Source organism: Streptomyces fulvoviolaceus (genome assembly GCF_000718165.1).
GTDB classification, from domain to species: Bacteria; Actinomycetota; Actinomycetes; order Streptomycetales; family Streptomycetaceae; genus Streptomyces; species Streptomyces fulvoviolaceus.
Window position 1 is genome coordinate 1 of sequence record NZ_JOEY01000092.1, and the last position, 22217, is coordinate 22217.

The 22217-nt window shown below is 68.4% G+C and carries 18 protein-coding genes and 1 pseudogene; 6 read left to right on the forward strand and 13 right to left on the reverse strand.

What is annotated here, in order from left to right; translation table 11 throughout:
* A pseudogene (locus IG08_RS58395) lies at positions 1–711 on the forward strand (IS200/IS605 family accessory protein TnpB-related protein); the annotation flags it as partial.
* 439 nt (positions 712–1150) lie between these two features.
* On the opposite strand, the gene IG08_RS0150540 reads toward IG08_RS58395, so the two are convergent.
* Both IG08_RS0150540 and IG08_RS0150545 read right to left on the reverse strand, forming a co-directional pair.
* Positions 1151–1930 (reverse strand): SDR family NAD(P)-dependent oxidoreductase, encoded by a 780-nt coding sequence (locus IG08_RS0150540; protein ID WP_234343202.1) that lies wholly within the window; start codon positions 1928–1930, stop codon positions 1151–1153.
* A gap of 368 nt (positions 1931–2298) precedes the next feature.
* Positions 2299–2859: an AAA family ATPase gene (locus IG08_RS0150545; RefSeq protein ID WP_043457413.1), complete on the reverse strand. Its 561-nt coding sequence runs from the start codon at positions 2857–2859 to the stop codon at positions 2299–2301.
* A gap of 294 nt (positions 2860–3153) precedes the next feature.
* Between IG08_RS0150545 and IG08_RS0150550 the strand changes: the two genes are divergently transcribed.
* Positions 3154–3477, forward strand: a complete 324-nt coding sequence (locus IG08_RS0150550; RefSeq protein ID WP_030620873.1) for a hypothetical protein — start codon at positions 3154–3156, stop codon at positions 3475–3477.
* 281 nt (positions 3478–3758) lie between these two features.
* On the opposite strand, the gene IG08_RS0150555 is transcribed toward IG08_RS0150550, so the two are convergent.
* From IG08_RS0150555 to IG08_RS0150590, 8 genes are all read right to left on the reverse strand, one after another.
* Positions 3759–5528, reverse strand: coding sequence for a CotH kinase family protein (locus tag IG08_RS0150555; RefSeq protein ID WP_030620877.1), 1770 nt, complete (start codon positions 5526–5528; stop codon positions 3759–3761).
* Positions 5528–6205 (reverse strand): DUF4956 domain-containing protein, encoded by a 678-nt coding sequence (locus tag IG08_RS0150560; protein WP_030620880.1) that lies wholly within the window; start codon positions 6203–6205, stop codon positions 5528–5530. Before IG08_RS0150560 ends, IG08_RS0150555 begins: the two co-directional genes overlap by 1 nt.
* A complete protein-coding gene (locus IG08_RS0150565) occupies positions 6202–7053 on the reverse strand; it encodes a polyphosphate polymerase domain-containing protein (RefSeq protein ID WP_052425292.1) in 852 nt (283 codons plus the stop codon). The genes IG08_RS0150560 and IG08_RS0150565 overlap by 4 nt, the downstream gene beginning before the upstream one ends.
* A gap of 334 nt (positions 7054–7387) precedes the next feature.
* Positions 7388–8398: a sugar kinase gene (locus IG08_RS0150570; RefSeq protein WP_338060196.1), complete on the reverse strand. Its 1011-nt coding sequence runs from the start codon at positions 8396–8398 to the stop codon at positions 7388–7390.
* 55 nt (positions 8399–8453) lie between these two features.
* Positions 8454–9224 carry an amino acid ABC transporter ATP-binding protein gene (locus tag IG08_RS0150575; protein WP_030620887.1) on the reverse strand — a complete coding sequence of 257 codons (771 nt, stop codon included), beginning with the start codon at positions 9222–9224 and terminating at the stop codon, positions 8454–8456.
* Entirely contained in the window at positions 9224–9874 is a 651-nt protein-coding gene (locus tag IG08_RS0150580) for an amino acid ABC transporter permease (RefSeq protein ID WP_030620892.1), read from the reverse strand. The genes IG08_RS0150575 and IG08_RS0150580 overlap by 1 nt, the downstream gene beginning before the upstream one ends.
* Positions 9874–10626: an amino acid ABC transporter permease gene (locus tag IG08_RS0150585; RefSeq protein ID WP_030620895.1), complete on the reverse strand. Its 753-nt coding sequence runs from the start codon at positions 10624–10626 to the stop codon at positions 9874–9876. Before IG08_RS0150585 ends, IG08_RS0150580 begins: the two co-directional genes overlap by 1 nt.
* 49 nt (positions 10627–10675) lie before the next feature.
* Positions 10676–11464, reverse strand: a complete 789-nt coding sequence (locus IG08_RS0150590; RefSeq protein ID WP_078656103.1) for an ABC transporter substrate-binding protein — start codon at positions 11462–11464, stop codon at positions 10676–10678.
* 294 nt (positions 11465–11758) lie between these two features.
* On the opposite strand from IG08_RS0150590, the gene IG08_RS0150595 reads away from it, so the two are divergent.
* Both IG08_RS0150595 and IG08_RS0150600 read left to right on the forward strand, forming a co-directional pair.
* The gene (locus tag IG08_RS0150595; RefSeq protein ID WP_030620901.1) at positions 11759–12586 is read left to right on the forward strand and encodes an IclR family transcriptional regulator; all 828 of its coding nucleotides are present in this window, start codon (positions 11759–11761) and stop codon (positions 12584–12586) included.
* Positions 12587–12666: 80 nt separating this feature from the next.
* Positions 12667–13050 carry a hypothetical protein gene (locus IG08_RS0150600; protein WP_030620903.1) on the forward strand — a complete coding sequence of 128 codons (384 nt, stop codon included), beginning with the start codon at positions 12667–12669 and terminating at the stop codon, positions 13048–13050.
* 43 nt (positions 13051–13093) lie between these two features.
* Here IG08_RS0150600 and IG08_RS0150605 read toward each other — a convergent pair whose 3' ends face one another.
* Positions 13094–14671, reverse strand: a complete 1578-nt coding sequence (locus IG08_RS0150605; RefSeq protein ID WP_030620907.1) for a PucR family transcriptional regulator — start codon at positions 14669–14671, stop codon at positions 13094–13096.
* Positions 14672–14912: 241 nt separating this feature from the next.
* On the opposite strand from IG08_RS0150605, the gene IG08_RS0150610 reads away from it, so the two are divergent.
* Together IG08_RS0150610 and IG08_RS0150615 are read left to right on the forward strand one after the other, a co-directional pair.
* A complete protein-coding gene (locus IG08_RS0150610; RefSeq protein WP_030620910.1) occupies positions 14913–16376 on the forward strand; it encodes a sodium:solute symporter family protein in 1464 nt (487 codons plus the stop codon).
* 76 nt (positions 16377–16452) lie between these two features.
* Complete coding sequence (locus IG08_RS0150615) at positions 16453–17244, forward strand: class II aldolase/adducin family protein (RefSeq protein ID WP_030620912.1); 792 nt, start codon at positions 16453–16455, stop codon at positions 17242–17244.
* A gap of 93 nt (positions 17245–17337) precedes the next feature.
* Here IG08_RS0150615 and IG08_RS0150620 read toward each other — a convergent pair whose 3' ends face one another.
* The gene (locus tag IG08_RS0150620; protein ID WP_052425293.1) at positions 17338–21024 is read right to left on the reverse strand and encodes a glycoside hydrolase family 3 C-terminal domain-containing protein; all 3687 of its coding nucleotides are present in this window, start codon (positions 21022–21024) and stop codon (positions 17338–17340) included.
* Positions 21025–21116: 92 nt separating this feature from the next.
* Positions 21117–22217, reverse strand: a 1101-nt coding sequence (locus IG08_RS0150625; RefSeq protein ID WP_030620917.1) for a pectate lyase family protein, incomplete at its 5' end; no start/stop codon positions are given.

Genomic DNA, 22217 nt, shown 5'->3' on the forward strand with positions numbered 1-22217 from the left:
ACCTTCCCGCACCGCGGGCCCGAGTGGGCGGACCGGGTGGAGGCGAACCGGTCGGTCGCCTACCGCATCCACTACGACACGGCACGGGGGCGCTGGTATGTGACCGCCTCCTGGCAGATCCCGGTGGCGAAGACCATCCCGTTCACCGCCGCCCTTACGCACGGTGTGATCGGCGTCGACATGAACGCCGACCACCTGGCCGCCTGGCGCCTCGACACCCACGGCAACCCGACCGGGACGCCGCGCCGCTTCTTCTACGACCTCACCGGCACGGCCGATCACCGTGATGCCCAGGTCTCTGGACTTCGGCGCGGAGAAGACCCGGGAGAAGCACGGCCGCCGCAAGCGGTTCCGGCAGTTAATCTCGGGCATGCCCACCGGCCGGCTCCGCGCCCGGCTCACCGCCATGGCCGACCAGACCGGCATCACGATCATCGCGGTCGATCCGGCCTACACCTCCGGCATCCGGTCCGGCGACGGACGGCACCGCCCCCACACGACCGGAGTGATCGTGCGGGGCATCGGACCGTCCAGGCCGACCGGCGTGTTTTTGGGCGTGAGGGACCCCGCCCTCCCGTTCCCGGACCACGGACACGATCCGTGCCGCCGGACCGTGGAGCGAACGCGGGCAACCAGAACGCCCAACGCCGTTCGGAGCGTTCGGCTGAACATGAATCCTGGCAACAGGACTCACTCCCGCTCAGTCCTTAGGAACGGTTGGGCCTACTTCGATGCCCGCCGGTACAGCACCGCCTGCCCGTACTTCTCCCAGTCCCCGCACCTCGCAAAGAGCAACGGCGACCGGCAGTACATCGCCGACGCTCTGGCACGCACGAGCCTGCTGGCCACCTACGAGGTGGATTCGACGAAGCTGTCACGCCTGCCTGCGCCGCGCAGGACTCCGCCCGCGACGCAACGCCTTCTGCGCCGGCAATCACCCAGCCCGGTAGGGCCCGGACTTCATCTCCTCGCCGGCGCTGTAATCGACCAGGGCCGCGTAAACGGGGTCGAGTTCTGCGTGGTGACCGCGATGTGCCGGTATTCCTCGGTGAGGGCGGCGATCAGCGGATCCAGTGCGCGCAGATCGCGGACGTTGACGCCGACGTGATAGAGCCGCGTACTCGCGGCGTTCGACGGGGCAGGCCGCCGGTCAGCCCGCCATCGCGCTGTCGCCGCCGTCGACCATGAGGTTGGCGCCGTTCACGAAGGCCGCCTCGTCCGAGCACAGGAAGGCCGCAGCGCGCGCGATGTCCTCCGGCTGCCCCACGCGGCCCACTGGGATACGCGCCTCCAGCTGGGCTTTCGGCCCGTTCGGGTCGTCGAGGAAGGGAGCGGTCGCGGAGGTGTGGATCATACCGGGCGCGACGGTGTTGACGCGGATGTGGTGCGGAGCGCCGGCCGCGCACAAGTGCATGCTCATCGCCAGCACCCCGCCCTTGGCAGCACCGTGCGGCACCATCGGCATGAAGGGCGCGCCCCGCACGGCGGCGACCGACGCGACGTTGAGGACGGCGCCGCCGCCCCGGGCGATCAGGTGCGGCCAGGCAGCCTGCGTACAGAAATACGGGATGTCGAGCTCGTTCTTGATGGTGAAGTACCAGTCCTCGGCAGGCATCGTTTCGAACGGCCCGTTCCGCAGGGCCGAGGCGTTGTTGTAAAGGATGTCGATACCGCCGAAGGCCGCTATGCCGGCTTCGATCCACTCCCGGGCGCCGTCCTCGGTTGACAGGTCCACGGGGGCGAGGGACTTCATGGTTCCCCCGGCCTTCTCCACGAGCGCGACCGTTTCGGCGGCGGAGTCGGAATCGATGTCGCAGCCGAATACCGTGGCGCCTTCCGCGGCGAATACCTGAGCAGCACCCCGCCCAATCCCGGCCCCCGTTCCGCTGATGAAGGCGATTTTCCCGGCCAGTCGACCCATGATTGCCATATCCCTTGTTCCATGCCGCCGGAGTGCGGTACTGGAAGCGTAGGTACGCCGTATCGGCGAGAACAAGGATCCGTGCCGTCCAGGGGCATCGCACCTTCGGATAGCTGGTATGACCGTGACTGCCGCCACCCCAGGCACGGTCAAGCACGGTGCGCCAAATGCGGCGCCAAGGGAAGGGTCGGGGACGTCTGCGGATCGGTGGGGAACCAGGGTGAGTAGGTCTCGGGCACCTTCAGTTGTTCCTTGACGGGGGTGTCGCAGTCCGGGAAGAACACGGGGTCTCTGTGCAGCGCGTGCGTGCCGGCAGACAGAGTCCCGGGCCCGAGCCGGGTCTCAGTGATGGTGCGACGGGTGACAAACCAACCTGTTCAGTTCGCCAGGGCGCGATGGCGCGCTTCCCGGACGATGCGGTCGGCGGTCTCCTCGGGAGTATGGGCCGCGGTGTCGAACCACCAGCCGACATCGCCGAGCTCGCGCTTCATGCCGGCATCGAGATCGTCATAGCCGTCGAAGTCGAACCGCTCCCGCGGATCACGGATGGTGTTGCGGTACTGGCACGCTTCGATGCCCGGTGCGAGGACGACGAACAGGACCTGTCGAGCCGGGAGGAGATCGAGGAAGAAGTCCAGCTTCTCGCGGGAGGGGATCATCGCATCGATCAGCGGCGTGAAGCCGGCGTCGGCGAAGTTGTTCGCCAGCGCGCACAGATTGCGGTGCAACAGCTCCACTTGCCGCGCCGCTTCGTCGGCGGGCTCGCCCAGGGCCCAGACGAAACCGTTGACAATCATCCTGTTGAGCTCATCGCCGTCAAGTCGAGCGGAACGCGGCAGTCGCTCTGCGACGAGCCTGGTCACCGTCGACTTCCCAGCCCCCGGCATCCCCGTCACGATCAGGCAGTCCGGCGTCTCAGCAGTGATCACGCCGACCATCGTGTCAGCGTGGCCAGAGGCCGGCAATCGCATTTTCAAGGCGCGGTTCTCGTGAGCTGTCCGCTCTGGCCCCGGGGCCGAGAACACCCTCGGCCAGGTCTCCCGGGAATCCGTGTGGGAGTTTCAGCAACCCCGCACTACCCGACGGGCCGCCTGGGCACGAGGTGTTGCTGAACTCGTCGACCACAAGGTGCAAGCAGCCGCCGAGACTCCGCAGGACCCCTGGAAGGGCTGACTCCGGACGCGGCCGAGGACCGATAGTGTCACCCCACTGTCAGGGACTAGGGGGTTCTCATGTCGGCCAGCTGGGCGTTGCTGATACCCGTCGCCGCTCTCGTGGTGTTCGTGCTCGGTGCGATTGCTGTGCTGAAGCTGCAAAAGGCCTCGCTGGGGCAAGACGAGCCCAGGTCTGCGACGGCACCGGGCGCCGCGGCTTCGACCGGACTCCAGCAGGCGCCTCAGGAGAGCCGAGAGGAGTTTGTGCGGAGGCACTGGCAGCGCCCCGGTGTGGTGGCCAACGGCGTGACCCTGGTCGATCTCTACGACCGTATCCGGGCCCTTGAGGAACGCGTCGCCAGAGCCGAGCAACATTCCGCGTCGCCTTCACCGCCTGACTGAGCCAGTGGCTTGTCAAGCAGCCTTGGCCGGGTGTTGAGTCCGCTGACGAATCGGCGAGTTGGGGGCAATGGCCCCGTCATCGGCCTCACCGGTTGTGGCTCCTCGGCAGCAGCGGCTCCGATGCGGCCTAGAGCTCACCCGCAACGCCACGGTTGCGGGGCGGGGCAGGACGCCCCGGGTTGTGACGGCTGTGCGAAAGAGAGGCGCGTCGTCGTCGGAACACGTCGGCGACCGCCCCGGACGGGGACGGTCGCCGATCTGTCGCTGCCGTGGAAATGCGGTCAGCCAGTGATCACCTCGTTCTTCGCGAGGCTCTCCGTCCGCGAAGTGACCGTGCTGCGCAGGGACTTCACCGCGCTGGTCACTCCTGATGCCTCGGCGCCCGCCCTTTTGGCCTGCGCGCCGAGGGAGTCGAGGGCGTCCAGTGCGTACCCGGAGGCGTAGAACTGCTGGTACAGCTTCTTGTACGCCGTGTGGTAAGCGGAGTCGAAGGCGTCCGTCTCCAGGAAGCGCTCCTTGAGGATGTTGCCGCCCATTCGGCCTCCGCCGCCTCCCCCTCCGGGCATCGCGCCCGCCTGGTCTCCGTCCGCGCTGTCACCGCCCTGCGCAGCACCGTTCTGATCGCCACCGGGCGCCTGCGGCATCCCGGACGGCATACCCGATGGCATACCCGATGGCATGGTGGTGCCTTCCGGCAGCCCTTCGGCCGCGCCTTCGCGGTCGGTTGCGCCGGGCATGGCGCCTCCTCCTCCTCCGCCGCCCATGCTCGTGGTGTCGTCGGGCCCGGTGCCGGCGTCGCCGTTGAAGGTGAGGTTGAAGTCCCAGCCGAGGACGGAGAACTTCTTGGTGTCGAGGTCGTACCAGAGAACGTAGTTGCTGCCCGGTCCGGCCATGTCGTCGGAGTTCAGGATCAGGTTCTGCGTCGCCGCGTACTCCGCGAAGGAGTCCACGTCGACGTACTCGTCGAGATCTGCGGCGAACTCCTCGTCCGACGCCTGGTTGACCCACTTGAGGAGCCTCATCACCGGCGAGAGGTCCTGGCTGCCCTTCAGATTGAGCTGTTTGAAGGACGTCTCGTAGTCGGTGGGGTCGTCGCCGACGTAGTCGAAACTGCCGCCCGCACGCGCCTTGTACGCCACACCTGTGCCGCTGATCTGCGTGTCGGCGTAGTCCTTGCTCGGGTTCTCGACCATGAGCCGGGTCGCGGCCGGACGGTTGTTGACCTTCACGGCGGTGAACGCGAACTGTTCGGCCGTCTGGTCCGACTTCTCCATCAGGGACAGCGACAGGGCCTCGTTGAGTGGCAGCGCGTCGTCGACTCCGGGGCGCAGGGAGAGCTCGCGGTGACCCTGGTAGGCGCGGCCCTCGACATATTCGTCGATGCTGATGAGCCAGGGCAGTTCCTCGGGCTTGGAAGCGGAGAGGTTGTACTGCGTCATCCCTCCCCCGCCGCCTCTCATGCCGCCGGCCTGCTGTCCCTGCTCTCCCTGCTCTCCCTGCTCTCCCTGCTCTCCCTGCTGGTCATCGGTCTCCGGCTGCTGAGCACCGTCCTGCTGCTGAGCACCGTCCTGCTGCTGGCCACCGTCCTGCTGCTGCCCGCCGTTCTGCTGCTGCCCTTCCTGCCCTGCAGGGCCGCCCTGGCCTCCGCCGCCCTGAGACCCGCTGCGCAGGCTCTGCAGTGTGGAGTTGCCCTTGAGGCGGATGCCGACGTCGTTCAGGTACACGCCGTCGATGGTGAGGTCGGCCTCGATGAACTCCTTCTCCCCCTCCTCCTGGTACTTGTCCATCATGTCGTCGAAGTCGGTCTGGTCGAACTCGAGTTGGATCGAGTGCGCTCGCGACTCGTCGAACAGGTCGAAGGCTCCGGTGACGTTCTCGGTGATCTCGTCGGCGTCCGCCGTGGAGGCACTGGTCACGAAGGGGGTGATGCGTACGTCTCCGAAAACGAACAGCAGGGCGGCCATCCCGGCAGCGAGGAACGCCGTCGGCTTCCAGTGGTGGCGCAGCCGCAGCGGGATGCGGTGCACCAGCCGCTTGCGGGGGGCCGCCATCAGAGGTCCGTCTGGTCGTAACCGGTCAGGACCGTCACCCGCTGGCCCATGGTGCGCTCCTGGAGGGCGGCGACCAGTTCGCCTGGCTCGTGCCCCTTCTTGATCCGGACGGTGTAGAACACCTCGGTCAGCGTGCCGCCGCGGATGGACTCCGTGCTCACCAGCTCGAACTCGTCGGTGAACCGCAGCAGGACATCCTGGATGACCTGGGTGTGGTCCTCGCCGGCCGGGACCTGCACCTTGACGACCTGGCGCTGGACGTTGAGGGCGAACCAGTTGAACTTGCTCATCGCCAGGATGATCAGCGCGATGACGATGCCGCCGACGGCGGCGAGGGTGTAGAAGCGGGCGCCGCACGCCATGCCGACGGCCATCACCAGGAAGATGAAGCCGACGTCCCGGGTCTCCTTGACCGCGTTGCGGAAGCGGACCACGGACAGCGCGCCCACCAGGGAGAAGGCACGGGCCAGGTTGGAGCCGACGACCAGCATGATCAGCGCGACGACCATGCCGACGATGACCAGCGTCTGTACGTACGACTGGCTGTACGAGACGTTCTTGTGCGTGGCCCGGTAGACGTAGCCGATGACGGTGGACAGGACGAAGGACAGCGTCATGGCGAGGACGATGTCGGTGACGCTGAACGTGCCGCTCAGGTCTTGCAGATCGAGGTTCACGGGTGAAGTGCCTCCGCGGTGCGCTGGGTCGTGGGGGATGTGGGGTGGGCCGCGGCGCCGTACGCCACGGTGGGGACGGGGGCCGGAGGAAGGTCCTCCTCGCGGACGTGGAAGACGGATCGGGGGGCCAGGCCGAACGCCTCGATGCTCTGGACGTACTTGGAGACGCGGACCAGGTTCAGGTTGCGCCTGGCGGCCAGATCGGTGATCCAGTACGGGGCGCGCTCGTTCACCTTGATCTCCATCACCGACATGTGCGGCGGGATGGTGAAGCGGTTCTCCACGCCGGGTGTGCCGAAGTGGAAGTCGCGGTCGCGCCCTCGGATCCGCCGGTCGAAGGTGACCCGCAGCCCGGTGTCCTGGTCACGGCCGATCAGGGCCTCGCGCTGGTATCCGGTGATGGCCATGGGCTGAAGGTTCAGCCTGACGACCAGTTCGAGGACCTCGTGGACGAAGCCCTCCTCCTTCGGGGTGTGCTCGATCAGCTCGCGCTCGTCGCACAGTTGCCGGGCCGTGGCGTACGGCAGGGTGATACGACGCTTCTGGGTGACCCGGTTGACCCGTTGCTTGATCTCCACGCAGACCGGGGACTCGTCGGTGACGCCGTCCAGGTCTCCGTAGTGCCGGATCCGGAGCTTGCGCCGGAACTTCAGGCCTTCGATCTTCTCCCAGTAGAAGCGGAGTTGGGGGGTGTCGTAATAGAGGCTCCACACGCCGTAGCCGCCGACCGGACTGTGCAGGTCGGTGTCCATGCGTTGGGCCAACTCGTCGCGGATCTCGGCCGCTTGTTGTACGGGGACCAGGTACTTGAGTTCGTACCGATTGAAGGCATGCAGTCTGCTGGCCACCCTCAGCGCGCCTCCGTCCGCGACCGTGGGTGGCGCTCCTCCCGTTGTCACGGGCTCTGCTTCCCGCACTGTCCGCCCTCCGGACGGACGAGTGCGCTTCAGCCAACCAGTCATTGCTCCCTCTCAGATGTTCGGGCTCTGCCCAACAGCCTTGAGGTAGGAAATTGGTAAGGGATGAGAGGCTTCTTTAATGAAGCTCTGAACGTTGTGAGTATTCGCGGTTAATTCCAGGTGAACGACCCAGACGGGGTTGGACCGATCCAGAGCAGACCAGAGCGGATCAGATCGGCGGAACCCACCTGCTCGCGGAACGCCGGTCATGCGCTTGCCGGGCTCATGCCAGGCGCAGGGCCGACCAGTCCGCGTTGTCGAGTGCGAGGTGTCGGTCGAGGGTGTCGCGGGTCAGGACGGTCGGGACGTCCTCCCGCGTACCCAGCGTCGCTGCGGCCATCAGGTGGCCCAGGCGCAGTCCGTTCGCGCGGGTGCGGCCCTCCAGGAGGGCGGCCAGGTAGCCGGCGGCGAAGGCGTCACCGGCTCCTACGCGTTCGACGACCCGGGTGGCGGGGGTGGGGACGAAGGTCTCCTCGCCGTCGGCGCCGTACGCCGTTGCTCCGTGCCCGGCGTCCTTCACGACCAGCACCGGGCCGGGGCCGAGGAGGCCGCGGACTTCTTGCGCTGTGCGGGTGCCCCACAGGTTCTCGGCCTCGTCGCGTCCGACGAACACGACGTCGGCGCAACGGGCCAGTTCCCTCAGCACGGGACCGGCGTCGGCCGGGCGGTGCCGCCACAGGGTTGGGCGGTAGTTGACGTCGAAGGAGATGACCGGACCGGGGACGGCGCGCCGCGCGACGATGTGGGTGACCAGATCCGCGCAGCTGTCCGAGAGTGCTGCGGTGATGCCGGAGAGGTGCAGCACGCGGGCTCGGTGGAGCAGTGGAAGGCTCGCCAGGCCGGGATCCATGGCGGCGGCCGCGGAGTCCCGGCGGTAGTAGTACGTGCCGGTGCCGTCGGGGCCGGGGTCCTTGAAGTAGACGCCGGTCGGCCGCACTGCGTCCGTCTCGACGGTGGAGACGTCGACGCCGCGCGCGGTGAGGTCGTCCAGGACGCGCCGTCCGAGGGGATCGTCGCCCACCCTGCCCAGCCAGGCTGCGCTGTGCCCCAGGGCGACCAGGGCGCAGGCCACGTTGGACTCCGCTCCGCCCACGGCGAGCGCCAGCGCGCTCTGGTGCGCGAGAGGCCGGGTGTCCCAAGGGCTGAGTACGGCCATGGTTTCTCCGATGCACACCACGTCGGCTGTGGTCTCGGAGCCGGACGGCGCACGGGGAGAAGGGGGTGGGAGGAGCACGAGGGTTCCTTCTGCGGGTTCTCAGAAAGCTGTGTCAGGACGGGAGGAGGGCCCCTCAGGTGTCCAGGACGCGGTGCAGGAACTGCTGGGTGCGCTGCTCGGCGGGACTGCCGAAGACCTGCTCGGGCGGGCCCTGTTCGAGGACCACGCCGCCGTCCATGAACACGACGCGGTCGGCGGTGTCCTTGGCGAAGCGCATCTCGTGGGTGACGACGACCATGGTCATGCCGTCCTCGGCGAGCGAACGCATGACGCCGGTGACCTCGCCGACGAGTTCGGGATCGAGAGCGGAGGTCGGTTCGTCGAAGAACATGATCGCGGGGTCCATGGCCAGTGCGCGGGCGATGGCGACGCGCTGCTGCTGGCCACCGGAGAGCTGTGCGGGGTAGGCGTCGGCCTTGTCGGCGAGCCCGACCCGTTTCAGGGCGGCCCGGCCGCGCTCCTCGGCCTCCGCGCGGGAGAGCTTCCTGACCTTCAGCAGGGCGAGCGTGACGTTGCCCAGCGCCGTCTTGTGCGGGAAGAGGTTGAACTGCTGGAAGACCATCCCGACATGCCCGAAGATCTCAGGCGCGCGCTTACGGTCGTGCAGCGGGACGCCACCCACCCACACCGCCCCGCTGTCCGCGCGCTCCAGGTCGCACATGATGCGCAGCAGGGTGCTCTTCCCGGAGCCGCTGGCGCCGATGAGGACGACGACCTCGCCAGGCTCCACATCGATGTCGACTCCCTTGAGGACCTCCAGTTCACCGAAGCGCTTGTGCACGCCGGACAGAGAGATCCGCGAGGTGGTCACCGCCTTCTGCTGGGCGGCGGGGTCGGTGATCATCATGCGGTGACAGCCTTTCGCTCCATGCGCCGCACGAGCAGCGACAGCGGGTAACAGATGACGAAGTACAGGACCGCGACAGCGATGTAGGACGTGCCGGGGTCTCCCACACGGTCGATGACGGCCTGTCCCTGGCGGACGAGTTCGACATACCCGATCACCACGGCGATCGAGGTGTCCTTGATCAGGGAGAGGTACTGGCCGACCAGCGGGGGAAGGACGATCGCGCGGGTCTGGGGAAGGATGACGCTCAGGAACGTCTGGATGCGGGGCAGGCCCAGTACCCGCGACGCCTCCCACTGGCCGCGGGGCACCGCCTCGATGCCGGCCCGGAAGATCTCCGCGATGTAGGCGCCCTGATAGAGCGTCAGGGCGAGCAGGGCCGCGCCGAAGACGGTGATGCCCACGAGGCCCAGGTATGCCGCGCCGAAGTAGATGAAGAGCATCTGGATCAGCAGCGGTGTGCCGCGGAAGACCTCCAGGTAGCCCCGGGCGAGCTGCGCCAGCACCGGGATCCGGCTGGTGCGCACGGCCGCGACGAGCAGCCCGAGGAGCGTTCCGGTGGCGATCGCCGCGATCGACAGCAGTACGGTGGCCCACAGGCCGGAGACGTACAGTTCGCGGTTCGACCAGATGACCGACCAGTCCATCAGGCCTCCTTGTGAACGGGCTGGCCGGGACGCGCGGAACGGGCCGGCAGCAGACGGCGTACGGCGCTCAGGGGACGGGGTCGCTCGGCGGGACGCAGCGGCGGCTTGAACGCAACTCTCCCGATGAGCCCGGCCACGAGGACGACCGCGTTGGTGAGGACCAGGTAGAGCACCGCGGCGATACCGAAGACCTGCACGGTCAGCAGCGTGCGGGAGTTGATGACCATGGCCGTGCCCGTCAGTTCGGGCACGGAGATGGCGGAGAGCAGTGACGAGCCCAGGATGATCTGGACCAGCTGGTTCACCACCGCGGGGTAGACGTTGCGCAGGGCCTGCGGAAGCACCACATGCGCGAAGGTGCGCAGCGGGCTCAGGGCCAGTACCCGGGCGGCTTCACTCTGGCCGCGCGGGACGGCCTGGATGCCGGCGCGGAAGATCTCGGTGAGGTACGCGCCGACGTTCACGCCGAGGGCGAGCACTCCGGCCTGCACCGGGCTCAGTCGCAGACCGGCGGACGGGAGCGCGAAGTAGACGACGAACATCTGCAGCAGCACAGGTGTGTTGCGGATGACCTCGACGTAGACGGCGGCGGGCGCGCGCAGCACCGCGTGGCGGGATCTGCGGGCCAGCGCGCCGAGCAGGCCGAGGACGAAGGCGAGCGCGAAGGCTTCGAGCGAGAGTTTCAGGGACAGCCAGGCCGCGTCGAGATAGGTGGCCCAGTCCCGGAGGGCGTAGGTCCAGTCAACGAACATGGGACTCCTCCACGGGGCGGCGGCAGGCAGGCCGCCGCCCGACCGGGACTCAGTAGGACGGGTTGAGCGGGTAGACGCGGTCGACGCCGAACCACTTCTTGTAGAGGGCGTTGGCCTGTCCGGAAGTGTTGAACTCGCGCAGCCACGTGTTGACCCACTGCAGCCAGGTGGCGTCGCCCAGCGGAACGCCGATGCCGTTGTACTCCAGCGGAACCACGGAGTCCTTGGTGACCTTGAGGGAGGAATCCGACTTGGCCTGGAAGTTGAGGAAGTTGGAGTCCTCGACCATGGCGTCGGCCTGGCCCTGCTTGACGGCGAGCACACCGGCGGAGGAGGTGTCGTACTCCTGGATCTTCGCCTCGGGGTTGCCGGCCTTGACCGCGTCACCGTTGGTGGATCCCTTGGTCACGGCGACCGTCTTGCCACTGAGGTCCTTCAGGGTGGAGATGCCGCTGGACTTCTTCACCAGCATCACCTCACCCGCGACGATGTAGGGGTCGCTGAAGGCGACCTGCTTCGCCCGCTCGGCGGTGGTGGTGAAGTTGCAGACCACCGCGTCGACCTTCTTGGTCTGCAGGTTGGGAATGCGGTTGGCGGACGTGGTGTCGACGATCTTGACCTTGACGCCGAGGGCGGTGGCCATGGCGGTGGCGACGTCTACGTCGAACCCCTGCGGCTTGTTGTTCTTGTCCATCGAGCCGAACGGCGGGAACGTCAGGCAGCTGGCGACGTTGAGGGTGCCGCGCTTGATGACGTCCTGGAGCGTCGAGGACTGCTGTCCCGTGGCCGTGGTGCCGCCGGCGGAACTGCAGGCGGCGAGCGATGCGATGGCGGTCACACCGCCACAAATCATCATCAGAGTGCGAGTACCGTGACGAAGTCTCATCACATGAGTTCCCTTCCGGGAGGGTTTGGGGACGGACCTGGGCGGCCGGAGAAGGGGCTGATCGCCATCGATCGCAAGATTTTGCAGTGCAAAACGTTGTTTCACACTGCGTTGCGGAGAAATTAGCCCGGCACTCAGAGGTGGTCAATGGCCGATTTCAATATGTGACATACGGTTTTGCATTGCAGCACGATAGAGTTCCCATGTCCCTGGAACACAAAGCCGTCATCCACAGGAGGAACCGGCGTGGCCTCACCCGACAGCGCGGACCTCACCTCTGACGCGCCCGTGACCCGTCGCAATGCCTCATCGTCCCTGCGACGCGCGCTGAGCATCCTGATGTACCTGGCCGAGGACGAGGGCCATCCGCAGGGGACCTCGCTCACCGACCTCGCCACCGGCCTCCAGATGAGCAAGAGCACCGTGCTGCGGCTCGTCGGCCCGCTGCGGGAGGAGCGACTGGTGGACCAGGATCCGGAAAGCGGCCACTACCGGCTCGGACCGCAGAACGCGCTGCTCGGGCAGCTCTACCTCGAGCGCCTCGACATCCGGCGCACGGCATCGCCCCTGCTGCACCAACTCGCCCAGGACGTACACGAAGCGGTGCACCTGGTCAGCTTCGATCCCCCCGAGATCGTCTACATCGACAAGGTCGAGAGCCCCCAGGCCGTACGCATGCACTCCCGGATCGGCGGGCGCCAGCCGGCCTACTGCACAGCCACCGGCAAAGCCTTCCTCGCTCACGCCACGGACGACGTCCTCGACAAGGTGACAGCGGCCGGCATGCCCGCGCGCACACCGGCCACCATCACCTCGCCCGAGCAGCTGCGCGCCGAACTCGCCCGCATCCGTGAGCTCGGCTACGCCGTCGACGACGTGGAGAACGAACTCGACATCCGCTGCGTGGCCGCGCCCGCCTTCAACCACAGCGGGGCCGTCGTCACGGCAGTCAGCATCTCCGGCCCGGCCTCCCGCGTGACACACGACCGCCTCGCAGAAATCGGACGGCAGGTCACCGAGACGGCCCAGGCCCTCACCGACCGCCTGGGCGGAATCGCACCGGCATCCCGGTGAACGCATGCCTCCACCGAGGGTTCTGACCGCGCTCCCGTGAAGGTCCGGCCTGCCGTCGCCCCGGCGGGCAGACTGCGCACATGCAGCTCCCCGCCGAAGCCGTCGCCGCCACTGTGCTGATCGAGGTCGTCAGGATCTCCGCCCTCCCGGCGAAACGAGGCCTCCCCTATCCCGGCACAGTGGTCGCCCACTGGGCCGGGAGCGAGGTCACCGACGCCCTGGCCCTGATCGAGAACCTGCCCGGCAGCGAACAGCACCGCTGCGGCTTCGCACCGGGCTGGAGTGTCCGGGCGTACGAGGACTCTCTCGACCTGGCGCTGTTCGAGGCGGCGTTCTGTTTCAGCTGCGACGAGGTCCGCATGCACGGCACGGTCGTGCCACCCGTGCTGGCCACGCAGTTCTTCGACGCGGACACGCCGCCGGCCCAGGCCCTCCTGGCCCTCTTCCGTGAAGCGGCGTTGTAGCCCGGCATCTCCGACCCAGGAATGTCGTGTCCGCGGGTGCGCCTTACTCGCCGCTCTCGCCGGGCAGCCACTGCAGGGCGAACCAGAGTTCCATGCGTACGCCGGGGTCCTGCAGGTCGACGTCGAGGAGTTCGCCGACCCGTGCCAAGCGGTGGCGCACGGTGTTGCGGTGGACGTGGAGGGCCGCGGCGGTGCGGTCCCAACTGCCGTGCAGGGTCAGCCAGGTCCGCAGCGTGTCGAGGAGGACCGAGGCACCCGGCGCGCCCGCCTGGTCGAGAGGGGCGAAGCGGGTGCGGGCCAGATCCCGGGCGTCGGCAGGGGGAACGAGCCCGTGAACGGTGAGCGGGTCCCTGGTGTGGACCGCGGCGGGCGCCTGGGCCGCGATCGCGCGTTGGAGGGCGCGTTCGGCCTGGCGATCGGCGTGCGGCAGGTCCGAGGCCGGCGCGGGGGTGCTGAAACCGAGGACCCAGCCCAGGTCGGCGGCCTGCGCAGGAGCCTCGGGGCGGGCGTCCGCCGCACTGGGGACCAGTGCTTTGAGTTCGGAGCCGTCGACATACAGGTAGGGGGTGCCCAAGGCAGTGCCCAGGGTGGCGAGTTGTGCCGGGGCGTCGCCCGGGTGCGGTGCCGGCGTGGAGCGTGGGGGCGTGTGCCGGCCGTGGACCACGATCCAGTGGCCGGCACTCCTCTTGTCTGCGGGCACGAGAGCGGGTGCGACGTCGGCCGGGGTGGCTCCCAGCATGAGCCGTACCAGCGCGCCGGCGCTGTGGGTGTCGGTGCCCAGGGCGTGCCGGGGGCTGGTGAGCAGGGCCAGCAGAACGGTCGCCGTGCTGGTGACCTGGCGGTGGACCAGGGTCGGGGCCGTGGTGGCGGCCTGGCCGAGGGCCGGCGTCGTGGTGGTGCCGTCCGCTCCGGGCAGGGTGTGGACGGTCAGGTGGGTTCCGCCCTGGTGGTCGGCTGCCGCAGCCGGTGCGGATCGTCCGGCGGGGCCTGTGCGGACGCGGGCGGTGGTGCGTACGGCGAGGTCACGTACGCGTTCCGGCGTGGGTGACGCGGGGCGGGGACCGGCGCTGAACAGCTCGTTGCCCTGCGCGTCGTAGAGGACCGCCCAGGCGCCCGTGTGCGCGCTGAGCCGGTCGAGCACGGCCTGGAGCGCATCCGGCCGGGCGGCGGCCGTGGCCAGCGCCGACTGTGCTCGGGAGATCTCGCGCAGCTCACGGTTGCGGGCCTCGGCGATCGCCGCGTACGCGGCTTGCCCGACGGCCACGAACGGCGTGGCCGGCGGCAGTCGTAGAAGCGGCAGCCCGTGGCGGTCACAGGCGGCGATGAGCTCCTGCGGTACCTCCTCGTGCACCGGGGCGACGCCGAACCCGAGCGCGCTCACTCCGGCGGCGACGACCTGCCGTACGTAGGTGTCGATGCCGTCCGCGTCGCGAGGAAGACGCACGCCCGCGGTGAGGAGCAGTTCGCCGCCCACCAGATACGGGGTCGGGTCCTCGATCTCCGTGGTGCCGACCGTACTGACCCGGTGGACCCCGGCAGGACCCGCGACCTGGCGCAGGCCCAGCGCGGGGTCGGCGAGCAGCACGCTCAGGGGCACGGACGGCTGCTCGGACTCGGTCATCAGGAGGGATCCTCCCCGCCCGGCAGCATCACGCAGGAGTGCCGGAATCATCCAATGGGCCATTCCATATTGGACAGAACCGCCACTCGGCGCCAGCACGAACCGCCGATAGCGTCGTGCCAGCCGCAGGGCACCACCCCCGCCCTCGCACCACATGCGCAGCGCACACCTCCCCTCCCCCGGCCCGGCCCCGCACCCGGTCGCCGACCTCTCCTCGTTCTCTTCGTCCCCGGAGGATCTGATGACCGTCGACTACTTCGTCATGGCCGCATACCTGCTGGGCATCATCGGTGTCGGCTGGTGGGGCAAGAAACGTGCCGCCTCCAAGAGCGACTTCCTCGTCGCCGGGAGGCGGCTGGGCCCGCTCATGTACACCGGCACGATGGCCGCCGTCGTCCTCGGCGGCGCCTCCACCATCGGCGGCGTACGCCTGGGCTACACCTACGGCATCTCCGGCGCCGCCATGGTCTTCGCCATCGGACTCGGACTGCTGGCCCTGAGCATCTTCTTCTCGGCCCGCATCGCCCGCCTCAAGGTCTACACCGTCGCCGAGATGCTCTCCCTGCGCTACGGCGACACCGCCGCCGTGATCTCCGGCATCGTGATGTGGGTCTACACCCTCATGCTGGTCGTGACCTCCACGATCGCCTACGCCAGCGTCTTCGACGTCCTGTTCGACGTACCCAGCTGGGTCGCGGTGCTCATCGGCGGCACGATCGTCGTCGGCTACTCGGCGCTCGGCGGCATGTGGTCCATCACCCTCACCGACATGGTGCAGTTCGTGGTCAAGAGCCTCGGTGTGCTCGTCCTGCTGCTGCCCATCGCCGTGGTCAGGGCCGGCGGCTTCGCGGCCATGGCCGACAAGCTGCCGCACGGCTACCTCTCCCCGGCCTCCATCGGCGGTCAGACCATCCTCACCTTCGTCCTGATCTACACCTTCGGCATGCTCATCGGGCAGGACATCTGGCAGCGGGTCTTCACCGCCCGCTCCGACCAGGTCGCCGCCTGGGGCGGCACCGTCGCCGGCGTCTACTGTCTCGTCTACGCCCTGGCCGGCGCCGTCATCGGCATGGCTACCAAGGCCCTCTATCCCAGCCTCGCCAGTGCCGACCAGGCGTTCGCCACGATCGTCCAGCACGCCCTGCCCACCGGGGTCAGGGGCCTGGTCCTGGCGGCCGCCCTCTCCGCGATGATGTCCACCGCGAGCGGCGCCCTGATCGCCTCCGCGACCGTCGCCAACAACGACATCTGGGCCCGGCTGCGCCGCCGTACCGGCCCCGCCGCCACGGGCTCCGAGGACGGCGACGAGATCGGTTCCAACCGGTTCGCCATCGTCGTCCTCGGGGTGACCGCCATGGCCATCGCCTGTCTCCTCGGCGACGTCATCGAAGCCCTCACCGTCGCCTACAACCTGCTCGTCGGCGGCCTGCTCGTGCCCATCCTCGGCGGTCTCGTCTGGAAGCGCGGAAACCTGCAAGGCGCCATGGCCTCGATGATCGCGGGCGGCACCACGGTCATCGCCTTCATGGTGACCGACGGGCTCCTCGCCAACGAGCCGATCTACTACGGCCTGCTCGCCGGCCTCACCGCCTACGTGGCCGTCAGCCTCCTGACCGAGCCGACCGAGGAGGCCGTCGTCGAGGCATGGCACCGCCGCCTCGCAGGCGAACCGGCCCCCGTCACACCGGAGTTCAGCGCGGCCTGATCAGCCCCGCAGCATCCGACGTGCCCCGGGCAACCGGCCCGGGGCACGCACTCATTCCCCAGAAGGAGAGCCACCGATGACCGAGCTGTCCCTGCGCCCCGACCGCTGCTCACCGGCCGCGGCCGGGGAGGAACTGCGACTGCGCCGCGAACTCGCCGCGGTCTACCGCCTCGTGGCGCACTTCAGGATGACCGACCTGATCTTCACGCACATCTCCGTCAGGCTCCCCGGTCCGGAGCAGCACTTCCTGATCAACCCCTACGGTCTCCTCTTCGAGGAGATCACCGCGTCGAACCTCGTCAAGATCGACCTGGCCGGCCGCCCCGTCGAGGCGAGCCCTCACCCGGTCAACCCCGCCGGCTTCGTCATCCACGCCGCGATCCACGCCGCCCGGTCCGACGCCCACTGCGTCCTGCACACCCACACCAAGGCCGGCTGCGCCGTCGCGGCCCAGGAACACGGCCTGCTCCCGCTCAACCAGATCTCCATGGAGTTCTACGGCAGGCTCGGCTACCACGACTACGAAGGCGTCGCCCTCAACCTCGCCGAACAGCAGCGCCTCGTCGCCGACCTCGGCGATCACCCCGCGATGATCCTGCGCAACCACGGCCTGCTCACCGTCGGCGAGACCCCCGCCCAGGCGTTCCTGCGCATGTACTACCTGGACAAGGCATGCGAGATCCAGACCGCAGCCACCGCCGCGGGCACCCGGCTCGTCACCCCCAGTCCCGACATCTGCGAACTCACCGCACGCCAACTCACGGGCCAGGACGACAGCTCGGACCTCCAGGACGACCAGGCATACGACCTCGCCTGGTCGGCACTGCTCCGACTGGTCGAGCGCATCGCCCCCGACTACAAGGACTGACCCGAAGTCGAGGACGGGCTGGTATCGGCGGACATCACGACCAGGGGCCTTGACGCCACATCTGACACCACCAGGGTCACCGGCCGGCGCCGGTCAGTTCAGGGCGATCGCGAAGATGTGCATGGTGTTCTGGCCTGCTCCCACCTCCGTGCTGATGGCGGGCAGGGTCACATAGGCGGGCGTCCTGCCCTCCCGCAGGGTCACCGTGCTGCCGTACACGCCGACCTTGCGGACCGTCCGGCCGTTTTGGGTGTTGAGGTACGCGGGGCTGGCGATCAGCCCGCCTCCCTTGGCCGGCTTGTTGTCCCACCAGTCGGCGAAGGACAGGGTGAACTCCTGCGTGGTGCCATCGGTGTAGGTCACCGTGGCGACGTCCGAGGCCAGTCCGTTGGTGGCGGTGCCCAGGAAGCCGAGTTTGGTGCCCGAGCCGGTGAGCGGGACCGTCTGACCGCCGGCGGCGATGTCGTCGCGCGCACCGCCGCCCGTGGTGGGCCAGGTGAAGGTCACGCCGTCGTACGTGACCGTGCCGCCGGATGTGATGCCCTGCTCGGCCAGAGCCTGCGCGGACAGGCTGCGTCCCGCACCGTCGATGTCGGCCAGGGCGGTCTGGGTGTCGTCGCTGACGGCGGTGTTGTTGCGCGCGTCGCTCAGCGTGGCGTAGGGCACCGAGACGCGCAGCCTCGTGTTGTCGTCCGTCCTGGCACCGCGGTAGGCGGCTCGTACGGACAGGTCGTATGGACCGGGGCTGCCGTTCGCGGGGACCGTGACCTTCCAGGTGACCGAGGCCGTCGTGCCCGGTGCGATGCGGGCGAACCGGGTGGGCGTGATGGCCTCGGCCGTCCAGCCGTCGGGGGTGGTCAGCTCGACTGCCGCATCACGCACGGCCGTTGAGCCGCCGTTGGCGTACGTGGCCTTGACGGTGGTGGTCTGGCCGGGGCGGATCATCCGGTCGGTGTCCAAAGTGAGCGGGTGGTGCACGGTGATGACGGCCGAGCCGGTGACGCCGTCCACGGCCGCGCTGATCGTGGCCACGCCGTTCCCGACCGCCGTGACGAGGCCGTCGCGGCTGACGGTGGCCACGGACGGATCGCTGCTGCGGTAACTCACCCTCGCCTTCCCCAGGTTCTTCACGTCGACGAAGGAGCCGTCGTTGTTGACGGCTTCGACCACGTGGTCGGCCTTCACGTCGAGGTTCCGGCCGGGCTGGCGGGCCGGGTCCGTGTCGTCCTTGATCCAGTGGTTGCGGCCGGTGAGGTCGATGGTGTCGCCGACGTCGTAAGCGACGGCTTCCGGCTGCACGGTCACGTGACGGACACGCGGGGAGAGTTTGCCGTGTACGCCGACCGTGGCGGAGCCGCTGACGGTCGACGCGTCGGGGCCGACCTCGAACCGGTACCTCCCGTTGTGGACGACCTGCCGGGCGGCTTCGCCGTCCCAGAACGCCAGATCGGGCACCTTGACGCGCAGGGTGACGTGCTGTGTCTGTCCGGGGGCGAGCACACGCGTCTTCTGGAAGCCCGCGAGCCGCTTCTTGGGCAGCTCCCGGCCGTCGGCCTCGAAGAGGGTGGCGGCGTACAACTGGGCCACGGTCGATCCGGGCACGGCACCGGTGTTGGTCACGTCGACGCCGACGTTCACCGATCCGTCCGCGGACACGGACCTGCGGTCCGCCTTGATGTTCGTGTAGGCGAAGTCCGTGTAGCTCAGGCCGTGTCCGAAGGGATAGGTGGGGGTTCCGGTGAAGTACTGGTAGGTCCGTCCGAGGCCGCCGGTGTCATCGGCGCTCAGGCCGTAGTCGGAGATGTCGGGCAGCTGCGAGTCGTCCTTGTACCAGGTGAAGTTGAGCCGGCCGCTCGGGTTGTGCCGGCCGAAGAGGACGTCCGCCAGGGCGTCCCCCTGGCTCTGCCCGTTGTATCCGGAGAAGAGGACGGCCGGCACCCTCTCGCGCACGCCCTCCAGCTCCATCGGCCGGCTGGACTGGATACTCAGTACGGTCCTGGGGTTGCCCAGGTCTGTGACCTGGTCGATCAACGAGCCGTAGTTTCCGGGCATTTCTAGGTCGGCATGGTCCTGGCCCTCGTCGGCTACAGCAGCGTCCGTTCCGACGGCCACCACGACCAGGTCGGCGTCCTTGATGCCGGCACGCGTCTGCTCGGCGAGCACCGCCGCCCCGGTCGCGGTGGTGGACGTGCCCGCGGCGTCGTACACGATCTCCACGTCCGGGTTGGCCGCCTTCGCCTGGGCGGTGATGCCGGCGACCGCGCTCACCTTCACGGACGGATCTCCCGAGTAGCCGCCCAGCGTCACCTTGTCCGCGAGGTCCCCGACGATCACCACCTTGTTCAACTGCGCGGGGTTCACCGGGAGGAGGGGCTCGTCGGTTCCGGACACCTTGTCGTTCTGCAGGAGGACGAGGGCGTTGTCGGCGACCTTCCGGGCGAGTTCCCGGTGGTCCTGCGATTCGATGACGTCCTTGCCGATGCCGGTGTAGGGCACCTTCTCCGGCGCGTCGAACTCGCCCGTCCGCATACGTACGGTGAACAGGTGGACCAGGGCGCTGTCGATGACGCCCTCGCTGAGGACGCCGGCCTCGATGGCCTCGCGCAGGTTCGGTGCGGTGGCCTCCTGACCGGTGCAGTTGATGTGCGTGCCGGACCGCAGCGCGTACGCCTGACCGCCCGCGGCGCCCGAGACGCGTTGCCCGGTCTCCGAGTTGGTCCAGGTGGCCTGCGCGCCCTTGCCGTCGGTGGTCCAGCCGGGCGGCGCCCAGTCGTGGCCCTGCGGGAAGGACTGGTAGGTGGTGCCGACCGCGTCGCAGTCGGAGGTGACGTAGCCGGCGAAACCGTAGGAGCGCCCGGCGATCTGGTTGGTGGTGTAGGTGTTGGCGGCCGACGGCGTGCCGTTGATGGCGTTGTAGGACGTCATCAGACCGGAGACCCGGTACTTCTCGATCAGGCTCTTGAACTGCGCCGTGTAGTAGTCGTGCAGGTCGTTGTCGGTGGTGTCCGAGCTGACGCCCATCCGGTCCTGCTCGACGTTGTTGAGGGCGTAGTGCTTGGCGGTCGCGGCCACCTTCAGGTATTTGCTGCGCGGCTTTCCGTCCGCCGTCTGGTCCTGGTATCCGTTGACGTACGCGCCCGCCAACTCGGCGACCATGTACGGGTCCTCGCCGAACGCCTCGTCCGTGCGGCCCCAGCGCGGGTCACGGTCCATGTTCACGGTGGGCGCCCAGAAGGTCAGCGACCCGTAGTTGTCCTTCGAGGTGCCGAGGTTGTTCTGGCCGGTGCCCCATAGCGACTTGTCCAGGAAGCCGCGTATCTCGTCGGAGATCGCGGTCGACGCCCGGTACATGAGGTCCCGGTCCCAGGTCATCGCCGCGGCGAAGTTGGTGGGGAAGCTGGTGGCGTGCACGCCGCCGGACGCCGGACCGTCGTTGACGTTGGCGCCGAGCCGGTTGACGCCGTGCTGGCCCTCGTTCCAGTACGTGTACTGCTGCACGCCCAGGCGACCGATCGCCGGGGCGCTGTTGGTATGCAACTGCTGCGCCTTCTCGCTGAGGGTCATCCGGGACACCAGGTCCGCGGCGCGTTCCTCGAAGGAGTGGCGCGTGTCGAGGTAGAGGGGAGGTGTGCTCTCCCCCGCTGCGGCGGTGAGGGCGGTGTCGGCCGGAGCCGTCGCCACCGCCGTGCCGAGCAGGCTGAGGCAGCACAGCCCGGTGGCCAGCGTGCGGCGGGTTCTCGGCGGGCGGGCCGTGCGGAGAGGTCTTGCGTGGGGACGCACTGAGGAGACTCCCTTCGTACGGGTACACGTGTCAGCGGGTGCACGGAGCCGTCCGGTGCCGCCGCACAAAGGCGGCACCGGACGGCGGGCGGTCAGGTGCCGATGTTGGACTGAGGGCCGGTGTACTGCTTCAGCAGGGCGGGAAGCCCGGCCGCCGCATCGAGCGTGTAGCTGTAGTAGCTGCCCGGGGTGAAGGTGGTCCCGTTGGTCTTCTGGTCACCCGTGCAGTTGACGACGACGCTGCCCGTCTGGGTCAGGGACGCCGCTGTGGTGTCGTAGGTGTACGGGTCGTTCACGTTCTCGTAGTAGCTGTTCTCGATGACCGTCTTCGACGCGCCTCGCGAGAGGTTCCCGTACGAGGTGATGTTCTGCAGGTAGTTGTTGTACAGGTGCGCGAGCGCGACGTTGTCGATGCTGGGGTTGCGCTGGTTGGTGTCGTGGATCCAGTTGTGGTGGATGGTCATGCGGGCGGTGACGTTGTCCGTCCAGCCGATACCGAAGGCCTTGTTGACCTCGCCGAGGTCGTTCCAGGACACGGTGAGGTAGCTGGTGTCCTTGCGGCTGTCGATGAGCCCGTCGTTCATCCGCTGGATCCTGTTGTGGTCGATCCAGATGTGGTCCGCGGTGTCCATCTGGATGCCGTCGTAGTCGTACAGCTTGTCGTCGGGATCGTCGTCGGTCATCCGCGTGTCACGGATGGTCAGGTTGCGGATGATCACGTTGTGGACACCGGCGCCGAGGTTGAAGCCGCCGTTGACGATCTGGCCCGAGGTGCCGACGCCGACGATGGTCTTGTCGGACGTCACGGGGATCTCGTAGCCGTAGGTGGGCACCGTGATGGCTCCGGAGACCTTGATGACGTAGGGAGCGGTGGCGGCCGTGTACTTCACCAGGTCGGCGTAGGTCGTGACGGTGACCGTGGTGCCCGCCGCGCCGCCGGTGGTGCCGCCCCCGGTGGCCGCGAAACCGTCGGCCGTGTTCGACCAGGACCGGCCGCTCACCGGCTGGAACAGCCATTGCTTGTTGGTGTTGGCGGTGCAGGTTTCCTGGATGACGGGGTTGCCGGCGGTGGTGCTGGCATTGAGGTCACTCAAGCACAGGCCACTGCTGACGCTCACGACCTGGTAGGTGCCGGAACCCGAAGCGGTGAAGCGCCAGAGCTGGTTGCTGCTGCCGACACAGGTGTACTGCTG